The 22,801-nt window shown below is 56.4% G+C and carries 19 protein-coding genes, 1 tRNA gene and 3 pseudogenes; 9 read left to right on the forward strand and 14 right to left on the reverse strand.

Translation table 11 applies throughout. The annotated features are described in order from the left end of the window. Window positions 1-92: 92 nt before the first annotated feature. The 3 genes from GZH91_RS10890 (at window position 93) to GZH91_RS10900 (ending at window position 2,725) form a co-directional block, all read left to right on the forward strand. A complete protein-coding gene (locus GZH91_RS10890; RefSeq protein ID WP_147074952.1) occupies window positions 93-2,135 on the forward strand; it encodes a thioredoxin domain-containing protein in 2,043 nt (680 codons plus the stop codon). A gap of 31 nt (window positions 2,136-2,166) precedes the next feature. After that, window positions 2,167-2,463, forward strand: a complete 297-nt coding sequence (locus tag GZH91_RS10895; protein ID WP_147074951.1) for a hypothetical protein — start codon at window positions 2,167-2,169, stop codon at window positions 2,461-2,463. Window positions 2,464-2,524: 61 nt separating this feature from the next. After that, on the forward strand, window positions 2,525-2,725 hold the full coding sequence (locus tag GZH91_RS10900; protein WP_147074950.1) for a heavy-metal-associated domain-containing protein: 201 nt from the start codon (window positions 2,525-2,527) through the stop codon (window positions 2,723-2,725). A gap of 81 nt (window positions 2,726-2,806) precedes the next feature. Here GZH91_RS10900 and uvrB read toward each other — a convergent pair whose 3' ends face one another. Then, the gene (gene uvrB / locus GZH91_RS10905) at window positions 2,807-4,834 is read right to left on the reverse strand and encodes an excinuclease ABC subunit UvrB (protein WP_147074949.1); all 2,028 of its coding nucleotides are present in this window, start codon (window positions 4,832-4,834) and stop codon (window positions 2,807-2,809) included. Window positions 4,835-4,931: 97 nt separating this feature from the next. Here uvrB and GZH91_RS10910 point away from each other — a divergent pair, with 97 nt between their 5' ends. Beyond that, the gene (locus GZH91_RS10910; RefSeq protein ID WP_147074948.1) at window positions 4,932-6,125 is read left to right on the forward strand and encodes a pyridoxal phosphate-dependent aminotransferase; all 1,194 of its coding nucleotides are present in this window, start codon (window positions 4,932-4,934) and stop codon (window positions 6,123-6,125) included. Between the two features lie 71 nt (window positions 6,126-6,196). Here GZH91_RS10910 and GZH91_RS10915 read toward each other — a convergent pair whose 3' ends face one another. Further along, on the reverse strand, window positions 6,197-7,438 hold the full coding sequence (locus GZH91_RS10915; protein ID WP_147074947.1) for an OmpP1/FadL family transporter: 1,242 nt from the start codon (window positions 7,436-7,438) through the stop codon (window positions 6,197-6,199). Window positions 7,439-7,637: 199 nt separating this feature from the next. Here GZH91_RS10915 and GZH91_RS10920 point away from each other — a divergent pair. Next, a tRNA-Asn gene (locus tag GZH91_RS10920) sits at window positions 7,638-7,713 on the forward strand. Between the two features lie 555 nt (window positions 7,714-8,268). Here the strand turns inward: GZH91_RS10920 and GZH91_RS10925 are convergent. Beyond that, window positions 8,269-8,736, reverse strand: a pseudogene (locus tag GZH91_RS10925) (transposase); the annotation flags it as partial. A gap of 369 nt (window positions 8,737-9,105) precedes the next feature. Here GZH91_RS10925 and GZH91_RS10930 point away from each other — a divergent pair. After that, a complete protein-coding gene (locus GZH91_RS10930; protein WP_147074945.1) occupies window positions 9,106-9,408 on the forward strand; it encodes an integration host factor subunit beta in 303 nt (100 codons plus the stop codon). 95 nt (window positions 9,409-9,503) lie between these two features. Then, window positions 9,504-10,703, forward strand: a complete 1,200-nt coding sequence (locus GZH91_RS10935) for a GGDEF domain-containing protein (RefSeq protein ID WP_147074944.1) — start codon at window positions 9,504-9,506, stop codon at window positions 10,701-10,703. Window positions 10,704-11,013: 310 nt separating this feature from the next. Here GZH91_RS10935 and GZH91_RS10940 read toward each other — a convergent pair. The 7 genes and pseudogenes from GZH91_RS10940 to GZH91_RS10970 all read right to left on the reverse strand — a co-directional run. After that, window positions 11,014-11,307 (reverse strand): annotated as a pseudogene (locus GZH91_RS10940) (ATP-binding protein); the annotation flags it as partial. Then, window positions 11,302-12,375 (reverse strand): annotated as a pseudogene (gene istA / locus GZH91_RS10945) (IS21 family transposase); the annotation flags it as partial. The pseudogenes istA and GZH91_RS10940, both read right to left, overlap by 6 nt. Window positions 12,376-12,422: 47 nt before the next feature. Further along, the gene (locus tag GZH91_RS10950; RefSeq protein WP_161984249.1) at window positions 12,423-12,569 is read right to left on the reverse strand and encodes a hypothetical protein; all 147 of its coding nucleotides are present in this window, start codon (window positions 12,567-12,569) and stop codon (window positions 12,423-12,425) included. A gap of 138 nt (window positions 12,570-12,707) precedes the next feature. Further along, complete coding sequence (gene aprA / locus GZH91_RS10955; RefSeq protein WP_223264641.1) at window positions 12,708-14,519, reverse strand: adenylyl-sulfate reductase subunit alpha; 1,812 nt, start codon at window positions 14,517-14,519, stop codon at window positions 12,708-12,710. 48 nt (window positions 14,520-14,567) lie between these two features. Next, complete coding sequence (aprB, locus tag GZH91_RS10960; RefSeq protein ID WP_147074942.1) at window positions 14,568-15,011, reverse strand: adenylyl-sulfate reductase subunit beta; 444 nt, start codon at window positions 15,009-15,011, stop codon at window positions 14,568-14,570. A 4-nt stretch (window positions 15,012-15,015) separates the two neighbouring features. Continuing rightward, window positions 15,016-15,768 carry an adenylyl-sulfate reductase gene (locus tag GZH91_RS10965; protein ID WP_147074941.1) on the reverse strand — a complete coding sequence of 251 codons (753 nt, stop codon included), beginning with the start codon at window positions 15,766-15,768 and terminating at the stop codon, window positions 15,016-15,018. 225 nt (window positions 15,769-15,993) lie between these two features. After that, a complete protein-coding gene (locus GZH91_RS10970) occupies window positions 15,994-16,953 on the reverse strand; it encodes an IS5 family transposase (protein WP_161984250.1) in 960 nt (319 codons plus the stop codon). A gap of 481 nt (window positions 16,954-17,434) precedes the next feature. On the opposite strand from GZH91_RS10970, the gene GZH91_RS10975 reads away from it, so the two are divergent. Then, a complete protein-coding gene (locus GZH91_RS10975) occupies window positions 17,435-17,851 on the forward strand; it encodes an AF1514 family protein (RefSeq protein ID WP_147075051.1) in 417 nt (138 codons plus the stop codon). Between the two features lie 118 nt (window positions 17,852-17,969). Here the strand turns inward: GZH91_RS10975 and GZH91_RS18275 are convergent, their stop codons facing one another. Then, a complete protein-coding gene (locus GZH91_RS18275) occupies window positions 17,970-18,104 on the reverse strand; it encodes a hypothetical protein (RefSeq protein WP_262982472.1) in 135 nt (44 codons plus the stop codon). 168 nt (window positions 18,105-18,272) lie between these two features. Next, window positions 18,273-19,250: an IS66 family transposase gene (locus tag GZH91_RS10985; RefSeq protein ID WP_223264652.1), complete on the reverse strand. Its 978-nt coding sequence runs from the start codon at window positions 19,248-19,250 to the stop codon at window positions 18,273-18,275. 367 nt (window positions 19,251-19,617) lie between these two features. Between GZH91_RS10985 and GZH91_RS10990 the strand changes: the two genes are divergently transcribed. Next, window positions 19,618-20,319, forward strand: coding sequence for a Crp/Fnr family transcriptional regulator (locus GZH91_RS10990; RefSeq protein ID WP_147075053.1), 702 nt, complete (start codon window positions 19,618-19,620; stop codon window positions 20,317-20,319). Window positions 20,320-20,393: 74 nt separating this feature from the next. Here the strand turns inward: GZH91_RS10990 and GZH91_RS10995 are convergent, their stop codons facing one another. Further along, window positions 20,394-21,938 carry a methylenetetrahydrofolate reductase C-terminal domain-containing protein gene (locus tag GZH91_RS10995; protein WP_161984251.1) on the reverse strand — a complete coding sequence of 515 codons (1,545 nt, stop codon included), beginning with the start codon at window positions 21,936-21,938 and terminating at the stop codon, window positions 20,394-20,396. 5 nt (window positions 21,939-21,943) lie between these two features. After that, window positions 21,944-22,795, reverse strand: coding sequence for an ABC transporter ATP-binding protein (locus GZH91_RS11000; protein ID WP_147075055.1), 852 nt, complete (start codon window positions 22,793-22,795; stop codon window positions 21,944-21,946). Between the last annotated feature and the right edge of the window lie 6 nt (window positions 22,796-22,801).

Below are 22,801 nucleotides of genomic sequence, written 5' to 3' on the forward strand. Positions count from 1 at the left end.
TCGCCATGCGCTGTGCTGGCGTCTCATGCCAGGCTGGTAGCGTCGCAAGCCAGCGCGCCGAAACCGGTTCAAACCATCTTAGCGAGCTCACCATGACCAACCGCCTTGCCTTGGAAACCAGTCCCTATCTGCAACAGCACGCGGACAATCCAGTCGACTGGTATCCGTGGGGCGAGGAAGCGCTGCGCCTTGCACGCGAGCAGAACAAGCCGATTCTGCTGTCGATAGGCTATTCCGCCTGCCACTGGTGTCACGTGATGGCGCATGAGTCGTTCGAGGACGCCGAGGTTGCTGCGGTAATGAATCAACACTTCATCAATATCAAGGTGGACCGCGAAGAGCGCCCCGACCTTGATCACATTTACCAGACCGCCCATTACATGCTGACCCAGCGCAGCGGCGGCTGGCCGCTGACTTTGTTTTTGACGCCGGATCAAACACCGTTTTTCGGCGGCACTTATTTTCCCAGACAGGCGCGCCACAATCTGCCCGGCTTTGAGGCGCTGCTGGAGCGCGTGGCCGAGCTTTACCGTACGCGCCAGGAGGATATCGCCGCGCAAAACGCGTCGCTGCTGCAGGCATTTGACACCACCCTGCCTGCCAACCCCCAAAAACAGGCCAGCTTCAGCACAACGCCGCTGGACCATGCCTGCACCGCATTGCAGCAATCTTTCGACCCTGTCCACGGCGGCTTTGGCAGCGCGCCCAAATTTCCGCGGCCGACGGATATGGAGTTTCTGCTAAGGCATGCGGCGCGCGGCGGCGACCCCGACGCGCGCCACATGGCGCTGCATACCCTGCGCAAAATGGCGGACGGCGGCATCTACGACCAGTTGGGCGGCGGTTTCTGCCGCTACAGCGTGGACGAGCGCTGGGCCATTCCCCACTTCGAGAAAATGCTGTACGACAATGGCCCGCTGCTGGCGCTGTATACCGATGCCTGTGTGCTGACCGGCGAAGCTTCATTCCAGCGCGTGGTGCACCGCACCGCAGGCTGGGTCATGCGCGAGATGCAGGCGCCGCAGGGCGGTTATTACTCCAGCCTGGATGCGGATTCGGAACACGAAGAAGGCAAGTTTTATGTGTGGACGCCGCAACAGGCCGCCAGCCTGTTGAGCGTGGAGGAATATGCCATTGCAGCCGCCCACTACGGTCTGGATCAGCCGCCTAATTTCGAGAACCGGCACTGGAACCTGATCGTTGCCCAGCCGCTCGCCGCCATAGCGGAAGCGCGCCAGCTGCCGCTGGAACAAGTTGCGCAACTGCTCGCCAGTGCGCAACAAAAACTGTTCGCCGCACGCGCCAGCCGGGTGCGCCCAGGGCGCGACGAAAAGATACTGGTGAGCTGGAACGCCCTGATGATCAAAGGCATGGCGCACGCCGGAAGAATGCTGGGCGAGCCGACGTGGATCGCCTCGGCGCAGCGCGCGGTGGATTTCATCCGTGCCGAAATGTGGCAGAACGGGCGTCTGCTGGCGACTTGCAAGGACGGCAAAGCGCATCTGAACGCCTACCTGGACGACTACGCATTCATGCTCGACGCCTTGCTGGAACTGCTGCAGACGCAGTTCCGCCTGGCTGATCTGGAATTTGCGCGCGCACTCGCTGACGTGCTGCTGGAACAATTCGAGGATAGCCAGTCAGGCGGATTTTTTTTCACCAGCCACGATCACGAACAGCTCATCCATCGCCCCAAGCCCGGCCATGACAATGCCATGCCGTCGGGCAATGGCATCGCCGCATTTGCCCTGCAGCGCCTCGGTTATCTACTGGGGGAAGTGCGCTACCTCGACGCCGCCGAGCGTACGCTGGCGCTTTATTACCCGGCGCTGGCGCGGCAACCGGCGGGCTTCACCAGCCTGTTAATGACCCTGCAGGAACATCTCACCCCACCGCAAATCATTATCCTGCGCAGCGCGCCGGGGCAAAGCGACGCCTGGCACCGTCGACTGTTCCGGCACTATGCGCCTGACAAGCTGATCCTGGCCCTGGAAGGCGAGCTTGCCGGGCTGCCGGAAGCGCTGGCCAAACCCTTGTCGCAAAGTGTCAACGCCTGGATCTGCCAGGGCACGCAATGCTTGCCACCGGTAGACGATTGCCAGAAATTGCTGGAGGCGTGTTTTTCGATCGAGTAAGCCTGTGCACTGCACCGGAGTGACCTGTCGGATGCCCCCGCAGACTGGCAGCTCGCCCGGCACCACGAAAACGCTACCAGGCCGCACAGCTGCATTTCTCCAAGACACCAGTATCGACCGGCTGTTCACGGAGAGCGACTGGTCCAATACCATCAGGTTTTCCTTCAAGAACTGGATGGCCAGCGGCGTTGGTGCGCTGAATCCGGCGGTATTGTCCAACTTCCAAGTCTGCTGCCTCACCTATCGGCTGACCGGCAGGGGTGTTGAAGTGCAGCGGGAAGTCGGTCAGACATGGATGTGTCTGCCACTGGTGCCAGTCGATGCTTGACCTTCCCATGCATGGAAGGTTTATATTACAGGCTTGTAAACGGATATACATGGAGTACGCCATGATTGAATTTCGAGTTGACGACATGACCTGCGGCCACTGTGCCGGGGTGATTACCAAGGCCGTCGCTGCGGTGGATGCGAAAGCCAAAGTAGCGATTGACATTCCCAGCCACCGTGTGCGCATTGACGGCACCACCCGGCAACAGGCGATTCAGGATGCGATTAGGGAGGCGGGCTATACCCCGGTTCTGGTCGCCTGATTCAGGAACGCCTGCAATTTGTCCGCATGGCCGGGTGAGAAAACGCCGCGATGCTGATCACGGCGCTCAGGTCCTTGCGATTCAGTCGTGTTCCTCAACCCCGAACAGCGCCAGCTTGAGCTTTTTCAGCTGGTCGCGCAGTTCGGTGGCGCGTTCGAATTCAAGATTCCTGGCGGCAGTCAGCATCTCCTTTTCGATACGCTTGAGGTCGCGGGTAAGCGACTTTTCGTCCATCACCTTGTAGCTGGCCAGGTTTTGCGCGGCCTTGCGTTCCTGGCGCGCGCTGTCCATGTCGTACACGCCGTCGATGATGTCCTTGATGCGTTTGACCACGCCGCGCGGGGTAATGCCGTGCTCCAGATTGAAGGCAATCTGCTTGTTGCGGCGGCGCTCGGTTTCATCCATGGCGCGCCGCATCGAGCCGGTGATGCGGTCGGCATAGAGAATCGCGCGGCCATTGAGGTGACGCGCGGCGCGGCCGATGGTCTGGATCAGCGAGCGTTCGGAACGCAGAAAGCCTTCCTTGTCCGCGTCGAGAATCGCCACCAGCGAGACCTCCGGGATATCCAGCCCTTCGCGCAGCAGGTTGATGCCCACCAGCACGTCGAACAATCCCAGACGCAGGTCGCGGATGATTTCCACGCGCTCCACGGTGTCAATGTCGGAGTGCAGGTAGCGCACCTTGATGCCGTGCTCGGCCAGGTAGTCGGTGAGGTCTTCCGACATGCGCTTGGTCAGGGTGGTCACCAGCACGCGCTCGCCCAGCGCCACGCGCAGGTTGATCTCGGACAGCACATCGTCCACCTGACTGGTCGCCGGACGCACTTCAATCTGCGGGTCGACCAGGCCGGTGGGACGCACCACTTGCTCGACTACCTGGCCCTGATGCTGCTGTTCGTAATCCGCCGGGGTGGCGGAAACAAATACGGTCTGGCGCATCACGCGTTCGAATTCATCGAAGCGCAGCGGCCGGTTATCCATCGCCGAAGGCAGGCGGAAGCCGTAATTGACCAGGTTTTCCTTGCGCGCGCGATCGCCCTTGTACATGCCGCCGATCTGCGGGATGGTGACGTGGGATTCGTCAATAATCATCAGCGCATGCGGCGGCAGGTAATCAATCAGCGTCGGCGGCGGATCGCCCGGATTGCGCCCGGACAAATGGCGCGAGTAGTTTTCGATGCCCTTGCAGAAGCCCAGCTCATTCATCATTTCCAGGTCGAAACGGGTGCGCTGTTCCAGGCGCTGGGCTTCCACCAGCTTGTTTTCCTTGTAATAGCAGTCCAGGCGCTCGCGCAGCTCCAGCTTGATCGCCTCGATGGCGCGCAGCGTGGTGCTGCGCGGCGTGACGTAATGGCTGGACGGGTACACGGTATAGCGCGCCAGCTTGTGCAGGATATGGCCGGTGAGCGGGTCGAACAGGGTGATGGATTCCACCTCGTCGTCGAACAGCGAGACACGCACCGCGTGCTCCGCGCTTTCCGCCGGGAAGATATCCAGCACATCGCCGCGCACGCGAAACACGCCACGCTTGAATTCGATCTCGTTGCGGTCGTATTGCATGGCGATGAGCCGCTGAATGGCGTCGCGCTGCGGAAGTTTCTCGCCCTGGCGCAGGTGCAGGATCATGCCGTGATAATCGACCGGATCGCCGATACCGTAGATGGCGGAAACTGTTGCCACGATCACGCTGTCATCGCGCTCCAGCAGCGCCTTGGTGGCCGACAGGCGCATCTGCTCGATGTGCTCGTTGATGCTGGAGTCTTTTTCGATGAACAGGTCGCGCGCCGGCACGTAGGCCTCGGGCTGGTAGTAGTCGTAATAGGAGACAAAATACTCGACCGAGTTTTCCGGGAAAAATTCGCGCATCTCCGAATACAGTTGCGCCGCCAGCGTCTTGTTGGGTGCCATGATGATCGCCGGACGCCCGAGCCGGGCGATCACATTGGCCATGGTGTAGGTCTTGCCCGAGCCGGTCACGCCGAGCAGGGTCTGGAATGCCAGGCCGTCGTTGACGCCTTCCACCAGTTTTTCAATGGCGGCGGGCTGGTCGCCGGCAGGCAAAAATGGCTGGTGCAGGCGGAAGGGACTATTGGGAAAAGTGGCAATCACAGGTAAAATTCGCGCTTTCGCGTAGCCAAAACAAACATTACATCTTATCACGCCGGGTATCGGATTTTGCCCGCATTGCCAGCCCTAAGGACCCAAGTTGGAACTCTCGAAGCGCGTACAGGCCATCAAGCCCTCCCCCACCCTTGCCGTCACCGCCCGCGCAGCCAGATTAAAAGCGGAAGGCAAGGACATCATCGGCCTGGGCGCAGGCGAACCGGATTTTGACACCCCGCAACACATCAAAGACGCGGCGATCGGCGCCATCGAGCGCGGCTTCACCAAGTACACTGCAGTGGGTGGCACCCCGTCCCTGAAGCAGGCGGTCATCAACAAGTTCAAGCGCGACAACGGGCTGGACTACACCGCCAGACAAATCCTGGTTTCATGTGGCGGCAAACAGAGTTTTTTCAACCTGGTGCAGGCGCTGATCAACCCCGGCGATGAAGTCATCATTCCCGCGCCGTACTGGGTTTCCTACCCAGATATCGTGATCCTGGCCGGTGGCAAACCCGTTATCATCGAAGCCGGTATTGACCAGGGCTTCAAGATTACCGCCGAGCAACTGCAAGCTGCGCTCAACGCCAATACCAGACTGGTGGTGCTCAACAGCCCCAGCAACCCGAGCGGCGCGGTATACACGCTCGACGAACTGGCGACGCTGGGTGAAGTGCTGCGGCGCCACCCGCAGGTCATCGTCGCCACCGACGACATGTATGAACACATTCTGTTGCAGGATGCGCCGTTCGTGAACATCCTCAACGCCTGCCCGGATCTCTACCCGCGCACCATGGTGCTCAACGGCGTATCCAAGGCCTACGCCATGACCGGCTGGCGCATCGGCTATTGCGCCGGACCGGAAGCGCTGATTACGGCGATGGAAAACGTGCAGTCGCAGTCCACTTCCAATCCCGCCTCGATCTCGCAAGTGGCGGCCGAGGCTGCGCTGAACGGCGACCAGAGCTGCATCCAGCCGATGCTGACAGCCTTCCGCGAGCGCCATCAGTATGTAGTGACAGCGCTCAACGCGATACCCGGCGTGAATTGCCTGTATGGCGGCGGCGCGTTTTACGCCTTTCCGGATACGCGTTGTGCAATCGCGCGACTGCATCGTGAAGGCAAACTCGCCAGCGCCACCGACGTAGCGTTCAGCGAATACCTGCTGGAACACGCGGGTGTGGCAGTGGTGCCTGGCTCCGCCTTCGGCGCGGAAGGTTATATTCGCTTGTCTTTTGCCACGTCCATGGACAATCTCGAAGCTGCGCTGGAGCGTATGCACAAGCTACTCGCTTGAAACCGTATCAGCACAGCATCATGAAAAAAGGCCGGAAACCCGGCCTTTTTTCATCTCCACAGTCAGCTTGTTTAAAAGCGATGGTTATATTGCACGCTGAGGATATCGACACTATTGTTGTACGTTCCCACCAATTTGCCAGTGCTGGCAGTACCCGTATTGATTGATGCATTGTTGACAAAGATGTGCGCGTACCCGACATCCACTGACCCTGCACCGGAGAGCTTGTAGCCTGCCCCGGCCGTCAGCCAGGTACGATTTGCATCTGGAATGCGTGCGGTACGGTATGGGTCTGACACCGGCGACTGGTCATAGGCAACCCCGCTGCGCAGCTTCAGCCTGCCAGTGGCCTGGTAATTGGCTCCCAGCGCATAACGCAGCGTGTCATCCCAGTTTTCCGTGGTAAGCCCGACCAGGGCACCCGTGTCGCGCACGATGCGCAACTCCTTGAACCGGCTCCAGCGCGTCCAGGTCACGTCACCCATCACCGCCCATTGCGGGTTGATCTGGCGGAAGCCGCTGAATGAAACCGTTTCAGGCAAGGTAATTTCCGCGCTAATCGGGCCATTCGGCGCAGGCACGCCGCCGCTGAAAGTCACATCGCCCTCCAGCTTGTGGCGCACATCCGAGCGGTAGGCCAGACCAAAGCGCGTCGCCGGATCCATTTCGTACAACACACCCAGATTGTAGCCCACACTCCAGGCGTCCCCCTTCACCTGCGCCAGGCCCTCGGCCACGCCCAGGTTGACTGCATTGATGAGTTCCGCCTTGATGTATTGCGCATCCAGCCCTGCACCCAGCGATAGATGGTCATTGACCTTATAAGCCAGCGAGGGATTGATGTTGACCGTTTTCAAATCCGACTTGATTGCCTGAAAGCGCCCCATCCAGCCTTGGTCATATTCGGTCTTGAGGCCAAACGGCGAGGAAATACCCATACCCGCACGCAGCTGTGGGCTCAATTCCATCGTGTAATAAAAATTGGGCAGCGCCGCCCAGTCTCCCGCGTCACCGCCACTGTTACCCGGCGGACGCCCGGCCGCCGCTGTGCTGCCGGTGTTGGAAAACTCGACCGTGGGTTTGATGGCATGCAGCACCAGCGACACCTGCTTGCCGGACAACCGCGTCATCCCCGCCGGGTTAAAAAACAGGGTGCTGGCATCCTCGGCACTAGCGGCCCCACCCGCAAATGCATTGCCCAGCCCGCTGGCACTCTCCTCAATCAATGCAAATCCAGATGCAGCTGCATGATTGGCCACTGCCAGTCCGCACACGGTTATTAGCACAGCTGACACAACTTTTTTTGTACTCATCTCCACCCCCTTGATCCCCAAATAAATTGGGCAACTAAAACCAGCATCGCGCAATTATACCCTTCACGCTCGCCATGTTTACTGCCTGATGATAGCGCCCGGCTGTTTTAGTAATGCAAACTTAAACAAAATGGCTACAAGTACCCGTATAACATGTTGACCAAACGACCACCTTACTTTAACATTCGCGCTTCTTAATTCCCTGATAGCTCAGCTGGTAGAGCGACGGACTGTTAATCCGCAGGTCGTAGGTTCGAATCCTACTCGGGGAGCCATGTACAGCAAGGCCTGCAGCGATGCAGGCCTTTTTATTTCAGTCCGCAATTGAAGCGTGCGAAATCCTCCTGTATTGGCTATTCGGATTCGTGCCAGGGACAGTCAGCCAATGTGATGGCCATGAAGGTCAGCCAATCAAACTCATAGTGGCCGTTCGCACGTCGCTGAAAGCGGTCGACCAAAGAGACGGAGACTATATGCTTGCGAGAATGCAGTAGGGAAAGCGGGCACACACATGGAATCCAAGGTCACTGATTCATACAGCCACACACCGCCTCAAACCACCATAGCCGAACTGCCAAGTGGAAGAATTGAATCGCCCCGGGTTTCGTGGAGGCTGTTTGGTTTAAGTCAAGACCTCGGAATTGATCTTTTCGGCGATTTGCCTGTAGTAGTTTGCCTCAGCTTCTGCTGGCGGTATATACCCGATGGGCTCCAACAGCCGGTTGTGATTGAACCAGGCTACCCTGTTAATCAGCGTTCTTAATTTTCCAATTTTATTAAAAATAAGCACCGTTAAAAATTGCACAAACCGCATGAAATCAAGCTTAGCGTCAGTACAGTTGGTAAAAGCTTACGCTGTTGGCTGGCAAAAACAGCGCGCTGATTGACGCGACACGTTTCGTAAAGCGATCACCGAACTGGATGGCGAATTGCGTCATAGCGGCTTTCCAGTGAAACACGGGCATTGCCCATTCCTTGGTGATATTTCTCAGCGCCAGCCAGATCAGTTTCGTCGCCGCCTCGTCGTTGGGGAAATGCCCGCGTGTCTTGATCGCCTTGCGGATGCGCGCGTTGACCGATTCGATGGCATTGGTGGTGTAAATCACCCGCCGAATCTCGGGCGGGAACGCAAAGAATGGCGTCACGTAGTCCCATGCACGCCGCCAGGCCGCAGCGACATGCGGCAGTTTCGTTCCCCATTCGGATTGCTCGAACGCCGTCAGCGCGACTTCTGCGGCGTCTGCGCTCGTCGCGGTGTAGATCGGACACAGCGCCGCTGCGACGGCTTTCGTTTGTTGCTCGGGCATATCTCGTTCCTTTCTCGAACTGATGAATATGCCTTACACACAAAAATTCTGACAGGCTCGATTGAGCCACTTTTCCTGAATTTTTGCATTTAACATTGATTCGCCTAAATAAATGCAACCCCTCGTCCTTCCAGGAGCCATTCCATAATTTGGTGGATCAACCAAAAATGCAAAAGACGGGTCAATCTGCGACGCAGTTCAATTGGCTGTCATCATCCCGACATCAGTGTCTGGGTTTCGCCTCATTTCTTAATCAATCTGACGCCAGGTGCCCTGCATTCAAACCTTCGTTAGCCTTGCTGTGAACTCCTCTGCTGGCACATATCGTGCTGAATTCCGTCAAACAACCCATTTCTCGACATGACACAATCCGAACTCATTGCCCGCTTGACCAGCCGCTATCCTCAACTGATCCAGAAAGATACCGAGTTGGTGGTAGCGGAGATACTCGACGCCATTCAGATGACCTTAGCGCAGGGCAACCGTGTTGAAATTCGTGGTTTCGGCACCTTTTCCTTGAACTACCGTTCTCCTCGCATCGGGCGCAACCCAAAGACAGGGGAATCGGTATCGGTACCTGAAAGATGGGTTCCCCACTTCAAGGCCGGCAAGCCACTTCGGGAACGCGTTGATCGTTTGGGCACATCTGGGACGATTAAGTAGAAAAGTTCAAATCGACCTCAACCGGGCGTTACCGTTGGGTGAGAGCAGATGCAGTGCCGCATAATTAACGCGCACATAGAAACCCAGGATAAGAAATGAGTCTTGATCTGCGCACGATGATGTTGATGATCTCCGTGCTGACCCTGCTGCTTTCCGGGCTTCTGGCACTGGCGGGATTGCATGCCGGCAGCATTCGCGGGGTGCGGCTGTGGGCGCTGGCCAGCCTGTGCTACAGCCTCGCGAGCTTCATCGCCTTCGCAGATATGACACCCACAAGCAGCGCCTGGCTGATCGTGCTGGGTGCCGTGTTGGTGATGGCAGGCAATGGCTTGCAATTTTCCGGTATCCAGGCTTTCAAGGAGCAGCGCATTGACTGGCGCATTCCGTTGCTGATTGTAGGCGTGGTGTTTGCCCAGAGTGTCTGGTTCACTCTCCTCTATCCCGACGCCAGTGCGCGCGCCATCGCTAATTCATTGGTGTTCGCTCTGATCAACGCTCTCTGTGCCCGTGCCTTACTCATCCGTATCGAACCGCCGCTGCGGACCGCTTACTGGTTTACTGGAGCGTCGTTCGCGGTGCTTGCGGCGGCATCCCTGATCAGGGCGGCAACGATCTTTCACGCGCCACCCGGCACTTTTGTGGGACTTTTCTCACAGGTGCCCTTCGTTCCCGCGAGATTTCTGGCCAGCAGCCTGATACTGATGTGCGTGACTTTTGGTTTCATACTGATGCTGAATTATCGGCTCATTACGGATATGCAGAAAATTGCGTTGCACGACGGGTTGACCGGCGCACTGAACCGACGCGGTCTCGAAGAAGAAGCCATCCGACTGTCGGCGCACTGTAACCGTAAGGGCGATACGCTGGCGATCATGATGATCGATGTCGACCATTTCAAGTTGATCAATGACCGAAACGGCCATCAGTTGGGAGATAAGGTGTTGCAACGCCTTGCCGCTGTGGCGCAGGCTTCCGTCCGTAGCGATGACTACTTCGCCCGCTATGGCGGCGAGGAGTTCTGTATCTTGCTCCCGTCCACCACCGAAGAAGAAGCCAGGGTATTGGCCGATCGCTTGCGCCAGGCTTACGCCGCCTTGACCATGGAGTTTGGCGGCGAAGTCCTGCGCAGTACCATCAGCATCGGCGTCGCTGACTCAATCCATGTCGGGCTGGAATTCAGTGCACTGGTGTCTGCCGCAGACCAAGCAATGTACTGGGCCAAGCAGAAAGGCCGCAATCGAGTGGTGGCGCATTCGGTGATGGTGTGCAACGTACCCGAAATAGTAACCATCTGAACGACTGAATACTGGCACGGAACGAAAGCTCAAAAAGGTAGAAATGAGTGTCCACTATGGCACCGATGACCGGACGGTCGCGGTAAACATTTCGATGTAATGGAAAACATCCTGCGTGATGCATCGACGATTGACCCTTCATAGGTATTTTAGGCCGAACCACCAAGATGGTTTTACGCCAAGTAAGGTAGTCGGTTGCCTACATAAAGGCGGAGATATCCAATCCAAAATTTGGTTCTTCAGACATTTCTGTGGGTAGGTGTCAACGCCGATTTAAATCTGATACACCCCCATTACGTTTGCCTACCGCTTATGCAGCCGGAGCGGTTTCCCGCTTACTCTTTACCATTCCCGCCGCACGCTGATTTTTGAGGCGGTAGCTTTCGCCGGCGATCGGCACGATGCGCGCGTGGTGCAGTAGACGATCGAGCAGCGCAGCAGTCAGGCATCCTCGACGAAGGTCGCATCCCATTGGCCGAACGGCAAGTTGCTGGTGACGATCAAGCTGCCTTTTTCATAGCGCACCGCGTTTCCCCTGGAAGAACAGGTTGGCCTGCTCGCGGTTCATCGGCTGATAGCCGATTTCGTCAATGATGAGTACCCTCTGTTCATTACGGATTTGATCAAGTAGCAGCTCATACACCGCCAAAGGGTGTTGCGCAGGCAACACCTGGGCAATCCGCTCAATGACCACCACTGGCCGTTCCGTTACCACGGCAATCACCTCATGCTGGGGACGCGCCGCCCGGATGTCGCCGCGCCAGGGGCGAGGTAGCGGTTGCAGGCTTTCTTCCGGCAAGCGTTGGGCGGGACGCATTTGCGTCGTGCCATGGACGCGCTCATTGACGATGTCTTTCAGCCAGCGCCGCACCTGGGCATTGGCGGTCACCGCATCCAGGGCCAGCCCGGCCTGTTTGAGCTGCGCCACCAGCGGCACGTAAAACGAGCGCCGCAAATAGCCGTTGAAGCGCTCGACCTTGCCCTTGGTCTTGGCCCGATACGGACGGCACAGCTTGATCACGAAGCCGCAATGGCGGGCGTAATCGAGAAATCCGGCGTGGAAGCGATGCGCGCCATCGCCCGTGGCATCGCGCTCGATCACCACGGTCTTCATGTTGTCGTACAGAATGCGCCGGGTGAGGCCGCCAAACGCTTCGAAGGCGTGCTGGTGGCAGGCGATCAGCGTCTCCACTTTCATGTCAGTGACGAACTCGACAAAGCTCATGCGGCTGTAGCCCAGCGTCGCGCAGAAGGCGTAGAGCGGGTTGCGGCCGTGGCGAAACTCGACGAGGGCCCCGACTTGCGTCTGCTCGCCCGGCGCGGTCTCGAACCGTACCACCGGATCCATAGGCCCAGCCGGCTTGAGACCGTGCATATGGGCGCGTAGCTGGCTGTGGCTGCCGAGATAGCCCAGCGCTTTGATCTCGCGCAGCAATACCGTCGCCGGTATCCACGCCGGATGGGCTGCTGCCTGGCGTTCGCGCAGGTAATCCGCAAACGCTGACAGCTTGGTCACGCGCAATTTGTTGCGCTGGTAGCGGGGCCACGTATCCGCTGCCAGGTGGCTGCGCACGGTGTTCACGGCACACCCCACCTGTTCGGCAATCAAGCGCTTGCTCATGCCGTGCTTCCTCAATAATTCAATTTCCACATACACCTCGTCTGTGATCACGGCCAACCTCAAAATCCGGCCATCTTCTCAAATCGGTGTATCAGTTTTCAATCGGCGCGCCGTGTCAATTTACATCCGGCGGTGACAACAAGGAGCGCCGTCACCACTACCATGAGCTGTTCAAAGCGCACATGGACCCCGCGCGCATCGACAAAATCCGGCAGGCGACCAATGGGAATTACGCGCCCGGCCACGACCGCTTCAAAACCGAGATCGAACGCGTCCCCACGCGGCGCGCGACACCGGGAAGGAGCGGCCAACCGACAAGAGAGGTGAGAACGGATGGATAACCGTGGTCTGCCCCTACAGACCCCGGCCAGCTTATGATCTGTTCACTTTATGATGTGGTGTACGGGAAGCTTGCTCATGCGCCAATCACCCGTCTTCGCGTCGTATTCCGATGCGGTGAAAACATGCCACTCGGCGTCGTCCAGCTTCGGATGATCGGCGCGATAATAGTAACCCGGCCACCTGGTCTCCTGCCTGAACAGCGTGTGCCTGGTTACTGCCTCTGCGGTCAAGATCCTGTGGTGAAGTTCCCATGCCCTCTGGAGTTGGTGCAGGTTCTCGGCACCAAGGTGCTCGATATCCTCCTTCAGCATGTCGAGAAGCTCCAGGCCCCGGTTGAGCAGCGGTTCGTTGGTCACATAAAAGGTACTGTAGCCACCGGCATACTCATCCATGAGTTTCTCCAGCCGCTGAAGGCCTTGAAGAGGAGAGATGTAGCTTGGTGCCACAGTGCCGGCGACGATCTCGTTCCTGCCCACTTTGTAGTTTTCGAGCGGCCTGAATATCAATTCCTTGAGTTTCTTGATTTGCGCTTCGTCCACCTGCGGCGCATCGCCTTGCAAATCCTTGACGTACTTGACCGCCGACTTTCCAGCCAGTCTTCCCTCTGTAAAGGAGCCGGATGAGAACTTGTGCGCAGAACCGCCTACCGTGTCCCCGGCCCCGAAGAGCCCTTCAACCGTCGTCATCCGGTTGTATCCCCACTGGTAGTCCTCTGGTGCCAAGTCCTCCGGCCCGCTTACCCAGGCACCGGAACACGTGGCGTGAGAACCCATGACATAGGGTTCGGAGGTAATCAACTCGGACGGCCTTTCCTTGGGGTCTATGTTCTGTGAAGCCCAGACAACCGCCTGGCTGATCGTCATGTCGAGGAAATCCTCCCAACCGGTTTCCTCCTTCTCCATGGTATCGAGCGACTCCTGCGTCTGCATGTAGATGGGGCCCTTGCCGGCCTTCATCTCCTCCAGCATCGCGTGATTGCGCAGGCAGGTCGGCATCGGCTGGGTGTCCGCATACTTCCCAACGAGAGATTTGATCTGGTCGAGCCAGGATGCCTCATATTTCTCGCCGTAGGCGTTGGTCGCATACGCCTTGAGTAGCAAGAACCAGGCCCCGACCGGACCGTAACCATCCTTGAAACGGGCGAGAACAATCTTGTTCTCCATCTGTATCATCTTGGCGCCTGTCGGTATCAGGAGACCGTAGGCCGAAGCGCTGCTCCAGGGCGCATACCAGGTCCTTCCCATACCTTCGCCGACCGACCTGGGCCGGTAAATGTGCGAGGCGCCGCCGGCGCCCACGATGACCGCTTTCGCCCTGAAGACGTAAAAAGTCCCATCCCGCATGTCGAAGCCGACGGCACCGGCAACCCTGTTGGAATGCAACTCGTCCATCAGCAGATGCGTCACCATGATCCTGTTGTACACTTTGCTGGCAGACTTCCTCGCGGCCTCGGCGATGATGGGCTTGTAACTCTCGCCGTGAATCATGATCTGCCATTTTCCTTCTCTCATGTACCGGCCGGTCTTCGGGTCTTTCAAGATCGGCAGGCCCCACTCCTCGAACTTGTGGACCGTGGCGTCGACATGCCGGGCGATGTCGAAGATCAGGTCCTCTCTCACAAGGCCCATCAGGTCACCGCGTGCGTAGCGCACAAAGTCGTCGGGCTGGTTCTCGCCCCACTGCATGCCCATATAGCAATTGATCGCCGATAGGCCTTGCGCGACGGCGCCGCTGCGCTCGATGTTGGCCTTTTCGACGATGACGATATTCAGGTTCCGTCCCCAGTATCGGGATTCGTACGCGGCTCCGCATCCGCCAAAGCCGCCGCCGATGATGAGGATGTCCGAATCCACGAACCGGGTACTTCTGGATGATAGTAGACCCATGGCATTACACCTTTTTTAGTTGGAAGGGGGCAGTGTGGGAAGCGTCTCGACTTTGAGCGCTGCGGGTTCGTGCGCGAGCATGGGAGAACTCAACTCACTTGGGTCAGGCGCCTCATATGCGGATGGCGACTTTATGGAACCCCAGGGTGTGGTCCTTATCGGGAATGTGAACTCCTTCACCCGCCCGTCCCGGAACGTTACCTTCCAAAAGACCAATCCTTTTTTCTCTTTCCGGAGAACCCTGACCTTGTGGCCCAGCGGCACGAAGTCTGCATATCCGCGGACGTCAATCGCTTGCTGCGGGCATGCCTTCACGCACGCATAGCACTCCCAGCAGAAATTGGGCTCGATGTTGTAAGACCTCCGGTTGACCGGGTCGATGTGCATGATGTCGGAAGGACAGATATCCACGCACTCTCCGCAGCCGTCACATCGCGTCATGTCAGTGTAGGTGGGCATACCATCAACTCCTTTCGGTACGGCTGTGAGCCGGATTCGGGAGGTCGGAGGAACCGTTTGCCGCCTCGACCTTTCGCTGGAACGCCACGATGGGCTTGTAGAACATGTGGGCAAACTTCGACCAGAAAACGGAACCAAAAAGCAGCGTCGTGAAGAAGATGTAGACGCCAAAAAATATCAGACTCGCCGTAGGATTGCCCGCCGTTTGCACCAAATGCCATAGCAGTGCGAACGCTGCGCTCCCGATAAGCGAACCGACGAACAGGTCAGCACGCCCTACATGGAAGGGCGAATCGCCGTCATAGACTACGTTTACCCTCAGGAAGAAGAAAAACCACAAACTACCGGCGAGAATCATCAGAGCGCCTATGTCCCACAGGGCCGGCAGTAAGGCTGGTGTATCCGCTGCTTCTGGATAAGCAAATACCATCACGATGGTTGTAATCACATGGAGGAGGAAGCCGTACAACATCAGCAGATGAGAAGTCCGCCTCTTCCATTTGCAGAACTCGCCGGAGACGGCAGCCTCTGCAATGGTTCTGACCGCTAAGAAAGTGGTCTCCATGCCGCTAAGCCGCCTCGGTGCGGCAGCCGCTGCTTTCTTTCTCCGCCGCGCGAAGAACTTGGCGCTGCCCTTGTGATAAGTTTCTAATATCGTTCCGATGGGAACCGCGAATATCATCAGTGCGATGTACGCCTGCATGACAAGCGGAGGTAGAAAAACCGTAAGGTCGGCGAAAGGATTGCTGGTGAACATTAAGATTACCCCCAATGTCAGAGATATAAAGGCTAGCATGGAACTGGAGCAACGTTAATGCATTTGTTAAGGATGCTCTGAACAACCCCATCCACCGCGCAGCGGCAGGCGGCGCTGCTTTAAATTTCAAATCAGCCACGCGAAATGCTTAATAAGCGCCTATTCCCGCGCTGTTTTTAGAGTTTTTAGCCCGGTTCAGGCCGCTTTCCTGATTTCCAGGCGCACTCATCCCGGTAGTGCCCTCAGTTTGTGCCGCGCCATCCACAGATTGGATAGCGCAAACAGGGTGATGAGCTGGGCCGTATTCTTCTTCAATCCTTTGTAGCGCACCTTGGCGAATCCGAACTGGCGCTTGATCACCCGGAACGGGTGCTCTACCTTGGCGCGGATACCCGCCTTGAGTTTCTCCAACTGGTCGATCAATGCATCAATGGGTTTGTCCTTGTCCAGCGCCCGGCGCTTGCCCGGGCGCATGGCGATGTGCCAGTTGATACTCGCTTTGGCGTCCGGGCGTTTGGCGGCACCCTGGTAACCGGCATCGCCATACACTTCTGTTTCCTCGCCATGCAACAGCCCATTGGCTTCGATCACGTCATGCACATGGCCAGCCGTGCCGCGCACGGTATGCACCAGTCCGGAATCGGCATCCGCACCAATGTGGGCTTTCATGCCGAAGTACCATTGATTGCCTTTTTTGCTGGAATGCATTTCGGGGTCGCGGGTCTTGTCTTTGTTCTTGGTCGAGGTGGGCGCCGGGATCAGGGTGGCGTCCACCACGCTGCCGACTTTGAGCAGCAGGCCTTGCTGGATCAGCAGCTGATTGACGGTGGCGAGAATCTGTTCGGCCAGCTGGTGGTGCTCGAGCCGGTGGCGAAAGCGCAGGATGGTGCTCTCGTCAGGCAGGCGGGCATAGTCTTCGAGTTGGGCAAATTCGCGGTACAGCGGGACGTCGAAGAAGGCTTCTTCCATGCCCGGATCGGACAGGCTGAACCATTGCTGCATGAAGTGGATGCGCAACATGGTTTCGAGCGGGAACGGCGGACGCCCGTTGTTGCCTTGGGGGTAGTGCGGGGCAATCAGCTTGACCAGCGCTGCCCACGGTACGACGTGTTCCATCTGCTCGAGAAATTCACGCTTGCGCGTGCGCTTGAGACTGAGGTCTAGATTCAGGGTGGTTTGTTTCATGGGCTTAATATTGCCACAATGGACTCGGGTGCGGGGCGCAGAAGTGGGGGTTTTGCAGAGTTTCCTTAATGCGTGGACTTCACCGGCGGACGCGGTGGCGACGCCGCGCCACTCATTGACCCCGGCACGCCGCGTCCGCCAGGCTAAAAACTCTCTGAATTATGTAGAGCTCTACATAAATGCCAAAAGCTGCCATTAACCTGCCAGCACTATTGGTGATGGTATGGCTGCAATAAAAACTTGCACATCAATACAATACAACGCTTCTCGCCGCCTATTTCCAATTTAGAGGCACAATAAAGACTGATTGATTTAGTCGGCTTTTGTACTATTTTTAAAATATGAGTAATGGCCTTATTGCCGAATCCAAATCGGCATAAGAGCCACGGATCGGAGAAACATCAAGAAAAACACCCTCCGCTTTTTTAAACTTATCATATTGGCCAGTACCGGTTTCCGGAATGGCCCGCAGGAGAGTAAAATGAAAGAAGTCCAAATTAACTATTCCGGCATGAATCTGGATTACAAGATGGCTAGCGAGCTCGCTGCTTCCCTTGCTACGAAGGAGCTGGACCTCAGTGAACCCGTCATGGTTGCCTGGCATGACAAGAAGACCTCCAGGATGTCTCCAGCAATCGAAGGCGGAGATATCAATACCCGCTGGCACGATTATGGAGAAAGCCACGGCGGCAAACTCGTAGTTGATATCAACGGCGAATACGATTTCATCTTCGCCGACTCCAGCGCTTTCGAGCCATATGGCCCTAGCCCGTATATCAACCTGTACGACAAGCGCGGCAATGAATTCCTTTGTCAGATCAACGCGCTGCGCGACCCACACAACCCCAATAAGGAGGCTTGCGTACCCCTGGACGAAGTGATCAGCAAGATGACCTAAAAAGCCACCCAGCGGATTTTAGGGAACCTCATCTGAGGCTCCCTAAAGGCAGCGCAACAGAATTTCCCTCTCTCAAGAAACACCTTTCAAGTGACTGATTCTACGATGTTAATTAGGCTTATTTTTCATTGACGACGAGTTTCATGTCCGTTTTTTCAGCGCGCATGGACAGTTGCCGCAACACGCGCTCGCGGTAGCGCGCTTCGTAATAATCCTGACCTTGGGCGGTGTATTCCTCACCCTTGGTGAGCATGGTATAGATCAGGCGCGCCTGCTTGTGCGCAGCCGCAGTTACGGCGGCAAAACCCCTCTATCGCTGTGACCTGCTCAATATTCGAGGCAAATCCCGGCATACTCAGAAAAATTCAACTCCAGAGACCGGAGGACGAAAATAGTGACTTATAGAGGTGCCCTAATGTCCCTAAAGTAAATCGGAGTCTTCGCATGACGCCGTTCCTTCAAAGCATTTTCTTTGGCGTATAATATCAAGATGCGCTTTCAATCTTTTATCCTGCAAAATAGTAATTATTCGGCCCTCATCCAAGCACGGCTGATGGACATTGCCTTGTAGGGCTTGGACGAGCGAATGGTAGAGGTTGAAGTTTTGCTTGTGGTGAGTGGCGAGGTAGGAGCGGATAGTGCAGAAGGCGGCGCCCCCATCGAGAGTACGAAAGCAGCCGGAGACCTTCTGTTTGACTTTGCACATGCGGATTGCCTGCTCGGCGATGTTATTGGTGAAAGGCGCATCGGAGTTGAAAGTAAAGCAGAGCACATCGTACTCGCGCAATCGCGCCAGCAGATTCGTCGCGTCGCGCTGTCGAGTTCGGCCGCTTTGGCCGGAAGGCGGAGCCGGCAGATTGCGCGATTCGTCTGCTGTGAGGATGTTCCGGTACTCAGTGCGCAAAGCGTCGATCCATCCGTTCCTGCGACAGGCAGCGTCCACCTTGACGTTGGCCCGGTACAGCATGTCGATCATCTGTTGTGGCCAGGCATCCTTGCTGGCCTCGGCGATCGCCCTCAGTTCGCGTACATGATGGGCGTTGCACAGCACATGTTGACACGTCATGTAATAGCGGTACGGCATCCAGCCGTCGTGACCGAGGATGCCCGCAAAGCGAGGGATGACAGCGAACTCCTCAATGGCCTCGCGACCCCGCTTGGGATGCACGCCCATCCAGGTCGAAATCGTTGTCTCCAGCGTATGCAACCCGTGCAGTTTGCCGACCACCCGCATTCCCGTCTCATCGCCGCCAGCCGCCACCAGCTGCGTGACCCCTTGGCCAGCCACCGTCGGTGCCACAACCTCGGCAGTCTCCATGATCATGCCCATGGCCGTCGCCGTCGAGATCGGCAGAGGGTACAAATCGTTCATCAGCCCGGCGGTGCGCTCTACCGGCACATGTGGTGTTGTGTCAGATGAACCGCCAGCGCCTTGACGCCCGGCCCGTACTGGGTTGGTCCAATGACACTGGCTGGAAACGCACCGCGATGCACTTTGCCGCAGGTACAGCGTCCTTGCGCGACGCGATGTTCGGTTACGCGTACCATCAGCTTCGCCAGTTCAAATTGCAAGGGGCCACAATCGGCACATCAACTCGTCCTTCTCGGCGGGGCTCAGTCGCATCAGATCGGGCCTCTCGTTCATGCCCTATATCATCGGCATCCCCACCACTCATTTCTCAAACGTCAATCACGCCAGTCTTTCCCCGCCAATTCGGGGGTAGGGCTGAATAGTTACGCAGAATGTACGATCAAGATTAATAGTCATGGACGAATCGACGCCTTGGTATTGGGAACCATTCGATTTATTTAGAAATGCAGGTGCCGACGCCAGCACCGCGTTCTTTGAATTCACCGTCAAACAGAAATACTCGAAAGGCGACTACATCGTCATTGCGAACGATGTGGGAACACGCATCTTCTTTCTCGAAGAAGGTATAGTCAAAGTCTTCAACTTATCCCCAAATGGTACCCAAACGATTTTCTGGTTTTGTGTGCCGGGCGATGTTTTCGGCGCGGGCGCCATCAGCGGGAGTTATTTTCAGTCTGTCTACGCACAAGCCGTGGAATCTTCCACCGTCCATTTTATTTCACGCGCGAACTTTGAAAAGGTAATGAAAGAACATCCGCAAATTGCAATCAATATGATCCGGCTGCTGGGTGCCCGACTCCGTTTGGCTTGCGACTCCATGGTTGATGTCTCTGAGCAAAAGGCTGAATCGAGATTGGCCCGTGTATTGCTCAGATTGGCGCACAACTACGGCAGGAGAGCTGGAGGTAAAGTAGAAATCAGGGTGCGTGTGTCTCATCAAGAGCTAGCAGATATGATTGGTAGCAGTCGGCAGACAGTAAACGCGCTTCTGCATGAATTCTCCGATAACGGATGGATTCACTTAAAAGGACGCACCTTCTCCATTATTTCTCAGGGTGATCTGCAAAAAATCATCGACATGGGCCGCACTGATTAATAGGCATTATTCGCATGAGCAGGTAGCCATAACCCGCGAATCGCCTGAGAAGAGATAAAGGCTGACCGCCTTCACTATTTATTTAGTGGTTTTTTGAACTGCACAACCCGAATTTCCGGACCTTCTCCGCGAAAATGCGGGGGATAGGATGAGCTGTGACGTATTTCTTTCGGAACTGCGGGAACCAGCCAGGTTTCCAGCTGGTCGAGCACTCCGGCATCTTTCGCAATGCGATACTTCACGCTGTGAATGCATTCCCGGTCCCGGAATTCGCACAGGTTTTCGATAGTGCCGCCGCAAGGTCCATTGGCCAATCCCTTGGGGCAGGTTTCCGGACACACGTATTGCGTGGCTGCCAGACGGCACATTCCACAGGTTTCACAGCCGAATAGCGGGCTTTTCACCATCCGCTCAAACCGCTCCACCGCGTGGTCAAGCTTGCCATGCCGCGGCCTGATCGGGCGCATCAGTTTACCAAACAACCACGCTCCCGGTCCGTTGGAGAACATGAAATCGTGTGTGTGTTCCATGATTCGGTACTTCAATCGTTCACTGACTGAAGCATGCGCCACCCTTTGTCCAGACAGATACCAAGCGCGCGGCGGTGCAGTCTCTGCCATGCCACCTTGCGGAAAGCTCATGCACTCCTGCCATGCCTGCCGCCACGTATTTTCATCTTTGCAAAAATCGTTAAGCTCGGCAACCTGGCTTTGCAGATGGGCGAACTGTTTCGACGTATGGATGCCCGTCAGCTGCACCCCTGCATAACCCAGAAACCGCATGCCGATAATTTGCAATGCAAATCGTCTCATAGACCGGCCTACCCCTTGGTCGGGCAGTTTTTCCTCCTCCTCGAGCAGCGCCAGAAATGAATCCGTGACGGTGACGCCGGCGAGCTGGTGCTTGCGCATGTAGCGGGCACGCTTCGCCAGCATAGGCATAAGATTTGCGACCAGCGGCACCTGGTAATTGCGTTTTTCGACCCAATCGCGGGCTTCTTGATATTTCGCATTGTCAAAACCAATCTGCGTAACCACATAATCTGCGCCGGCGCCCACTTTTTTGCCAAGCTTTAAATATTGGGCCATGCAGTCTTCTTCCCGGTACTTAAACGGATTGAGCGCGACTGCCACCAGCAAATTAGGGTTGAATCGCTTGACCTCCTCCACAGCCGGTACTGATTCAAGATACCTGTGGCGATCACCTGGAGCCGCCTCCTTCAACTTGTCTCCGGTCAGAAGCAACATGTTTTCCAGCTCCATGTCACCCATCCGGGCAATCGATTTGTGCAAGTCCATGATGTCCCTGCCCTTACCGGACCAGTGTACCAGTGGCTGCTTTCCGCTTCGCATGGCAAGATGGGACGCAGCAGTTACCGGATCCGGATCGCGATCGGAATGAACCCGATCCGATACCGAAAAACCGGCGATCAACGGATAATTTTTTACGGACGCGAGCAGTCCCTCGATTTTATTGAGTTCATCGCGTAGTACCTTGTCGACCGATGGCACGAACTCCAGAGTCCAAAAGAATTGGGCGCTGGTCAATGCATGACGGATGGCGTTTACGTTCACCAACGCATCAGGTGGCGACACCAACATGGATTCGGTCATGTTCATGGTCATCATCGCCGAACAGCTTCGACAATTTGCTCCATCTCCACAGTCCCTACTGCCCCCGCTGCAAAACCTTTCAACGCCTCTTCATAAAGCAAGCCCAAAATATGTTCCTTGAGATTTCCATAAGTCTCTGAAGTCAGCATATGAAATTGGCGAGGACGCGGTAACGGAACGTCAATGATTGCTTTTACATTGGTAGGTTTATAGCTCAGCACAATGATGCGGTCTGCAAGGAAAATCGCCTCATCCACCTCAGATGTCACAAATAGCGTGGTCATCCTGGTTTCCTCAAACAGGGCGGAATAGTACTCTTGCATCAAGCCGCGCGACATGTGATCCAATCCCCTAAAGGGTTCATCCAGGATCATCACTTTGGGATTGTTGATGAATGCCCTTGCAACTTCGGCCCGTCGCTGCATGCCGCCCGAAACCTGATCCGGGTATTTGTTTTCGAATCCCTTAAGCCCAACTTTAGCCAGCAATTTCGTTGCTTTTTCAGACACTTCTCTTTTATTAGCCCCCTGCTCGACGGGACCAAACATGATATTTTCGTGTAGTGTCATCCATGGGAAAAGTGCCGTTTCCTGGAACACTACAGTGCGGTCGGAACCTGGCCCTTGAACCAGTTTGCCATCGATGGTTATCGCACCCAATGTGGGATTTTCATATCCCGCAATTAACTTGATCAATGTGCTTTTCCCGCAACCGGACGGACCGAGGAGAACAGTCAGTTTCCCAGGCGTTACGTCGAACGAGCACTTCCTCAAAATTATCTCGTGCTGATTCCCGCGCTTGTAAACTTGACCTACGTCCTTCAATCGAACTTCACCCATTGTTTCAATTGTTTGATCAAGCATGCCGAG

The sequence above is a fragment of the Sulfuriferula plumbiphila genome (assembly GCF_009938015.1).
GTDB classification, from domain to species: domain Bacteria; phylum Pseudomonadota; class Gammaproteobacteria; order Burkholderiales; family Sulfuriferulaceae; genus Sulfuriferula; species Sulfuriferula plumbiphila.

Bases quoted from the DNA above. Each gene is read 5' to 3' on its own strand.
- GZH91_RS10990 (WP_147075053.1), top strand. From the start codon at position 19,618: ATGGACGAATCGACGCCTTGGTATTGGGAACCATTCGATTTATTTAGA.
- GZH91_RS10995 (WP_161984251.1), bottom strand. From the start codon at position 21,938: ATGAACATGACCGAATCCATGTTGGTGTCGCCACCTGATGCGTTGGTG.
- GZH91_RS10965 (WP_147074941.1), bottom strand. From the start codon at position 15,768: ATGTTCACCAGCAATCCTTTCGCCGACCTTACGGTTTTTCTACCTCCG.
- GZH91_RS11000 (WP_147075055.1), bottom strand. From the start codon at position 22,795: ATGCTTGATCAAACAATTGAAACAATGGGTGAAGTTCGATTGAAGGAC.
- GZH91_RS10895 (WP_147074951.1), top strand. From the start codon at position 2,167: ATGCCCCCGCAGACTGGCAGCTCGCCCGGCACCACGAAAACGCTACCA.
- GZH91_RS10975 (WP_147075051.1), top strand. From the start codon at position 17,435: ATGAAAGAAGTCCAAATTAACTATTCCGGCATGAATCTGGATTACAAG.
- GZH91_RS10915 (WP_147074947.1), bottom strand. From the start codon at position 7,438: ATGAGTACAAAAAAAGTTGTGTCAGCTGTGCTAATAACCGTGTGCGGA.
- GZH91_RS10890 (WP_147074952.1), top strand. From the start codon at position 93: ATGACCAACCGCCTTGCCTTGGAAACCAGTCCCTATCTGCAACAGCAC.
- GZH91_RS10935 (WP_147074944.1), top strand. From the start codon at position 9,504: ATGAGTCTTGATCTGCGCACGATGATGTTGATGATCTCCGTGCTGACC.
- GZH91_RS10970 (WP_161984250.1), bottom strand. From the start codon at position 16,953: ATGAAACAAACCACCCTGAATCTAGACCTCAGTCTCAAGCGCACGCGC.
- GZH91_RS18275 (WP_262982472.1), bottom strand. From the start codon at position 18,104: ATGCTCACCAAGGGTGAGGAATACACCGCCCAAGGTCAGGATTATTAC.
- aprB (WP_147074942.1), bottom strand. From the start codon at position 15,011: ATGCCCACCTACACTGACATGACGCGATGTGACGGCTGCGGAGAGTGC.
- GZH91_RS10930 (WP_147074945.1), top strand. From the start codon at position 9,106: ATGACACAATCCGAACTCATTGCCCGCTTGACCAGCCGCTATCCTCAA.
- GZH91_RS10900 (WP_147074950.1), top strand. From the start codon at position 2,525: ATGATTGAATTTCGAGTTGACGACATGACCTGCGGCCACTGTGCCGGG.